At 50.7% G+C, this 1,581-nt stretch carries 2 protein-coding genes; one reads left to right on the forward strand and one right to left on the reverse strand.

The genetic code is table 11. The features are described 5' to 3' along the window. Window positions 1-30: 30 nt before the first annotated feature. Window positions 31-927, forward strand: a complete 897-nt coding sequence (locus tag ACI4WN_RS08520) for a cytochrome C5 (protein ID WP_439777812.1) — start codon at window positions 31-33, stop codon at window positions 925-927. A 381-nt stretch (window positions 928-1,308) separates the two neighbouring features. Here ACI4WN_RS08520 and ACI4WN_RS08525 read toward each other — a convergent pair. Beyond that, a partial coding sequence (locus tag ACI4WN_RS08525) for a hypothetical protein (RefSeq protein WP_439777813.1) occupies window positions 1,309-1,581 on the reverse strand: 273 nt, incomplete at its 5' end.

Raw genomic sequence — 1,581 nt, forward strand, 5'->3', positions numbered from 1 at the left:
AATACTAGAAATTAGAGAGGATTGATGGTTATGGCGAAACTTTCAAGAAGACAATACCAAGAGCAGCAAGAACGGAGACAGGCGGGCGCCGAGCACCTGCAAGTGGACAGTGCGGGCCAGTCCCGCAGCCGGGAGCACTTGAAGCTAAATTTCTGGCAGATTTTTGCCGACAGACCCTACGTGTCAGTCATCATGCTGGGCCTGGCCCTCTTCTTCATCCTGGCCAAATGGTGGATCGCCCTAGCCATCGTCGTGGTCTTGGTCATCGCCGGCATCTTCGTGATCGGCCACTCCCACCACCCAGACCAGGTTTTGAGTCTGGAGTTTAAGCTGAAGGCATCAAGAAAGCTGAGCATGATCAAGGCCCTGCAGCTGCTGGGGTCAACGGTCATGTTCCTGGCAGCCTACATGCGGCAGATCGTCAGCGTCGACTTTTCTAGCGCGGGGACGACGGACAGCCTGACCCAGGTGCAAGGACTTTTGTCCAGCCACGGGACTTACGGCCAGCAGGGGTCCTACTTTTTGAGCCTGTTCAACCAGCTGACTGGTGGGTCGCTCTGGGGGACTTACCGCTACGCAACGAACAGCTCGCAGATGATGAACTCGCACGCCGGGACGATGATCATTTTTTGGATCTTCCTCTTGATGCTGGCCCCGGCCTTCTGCATCCTGTCGCAGTTCTTCAAAGAGCCGTACTCCCGGCACACGATGACGGTCGCATCCCTGATCGCGACGATCTCCTTTGCCCTGACGCCAAACTTGATGCACGGCTGGGTCGTCCAATACGCCGTGGAGAACCAGCTGGGCCAAGCCGCGGCGGAAAAGGCGGTGCAGGTCGGCAGCATGGTCTACCCAGCCATCATCTCCGCCGTCTTTGTCTTGATCCTGGCCATTTACCGGGAAATCAAGCGGGACCAGTTTAATTAGATATGTAAAAAAGGTTGTCAAATCAACGTTTGTCGTTGGTTTGACAACCTTTTTTGGTGTTGGGAGTGGTTGCGGCGGTGCTCCTTTTTTGCACCCGATTTTACTCAAGTACGGTGATAGCTGCTCATGATCTTACTCAACTGCGGTAGTAGCTGCTCATAATCTTACTCAAGTAACGAAAATATTGCTCACGATCTTACTCAACTGCGGTAATAGCTGCACAAAAACTTACTCAAGTAACGAAAATGCTGCTCACGATATTACTCAACTACGGTAAAGGCGGCTCATAATCTTACTCAAGTAACGAAAATATTACTCACGATCTTACTCAACTGAACCTTCTAATCAAGTAGTTGAGTAAATTTTGGGCCGGAGTCCTGGCTACTTGAGTATGTTTGTGTGATGCTTTTTTAAAAAAGGGGGTCGGTTGAGTAAATTTTGGGAGGTCACTTCCAGCAGTTGAGTCAGATTTTCTGCATCACTCCCCCATTTTGACTCAACCAAACTCCATTTTCCTATTTTTCGCCCCCGTTCTGACTCAACCAGGCTACTTTTTCCCGTTTTTCGCCCCCGACTTGACTCAACCAAACGATTTTTCCAAAAATTATGCCCCCAAATTGACTCAACCAGATTTGGTTGACATACTTCGGGGGC

Origin of the sequence: Lactobacillus sp., assembly GCF_051893255.1 — a bacterium.
GTDB lineage: Bacteria > Bacillota > Bacilli > Lactobacillales > Lactobacillaceae > Lactobacillus.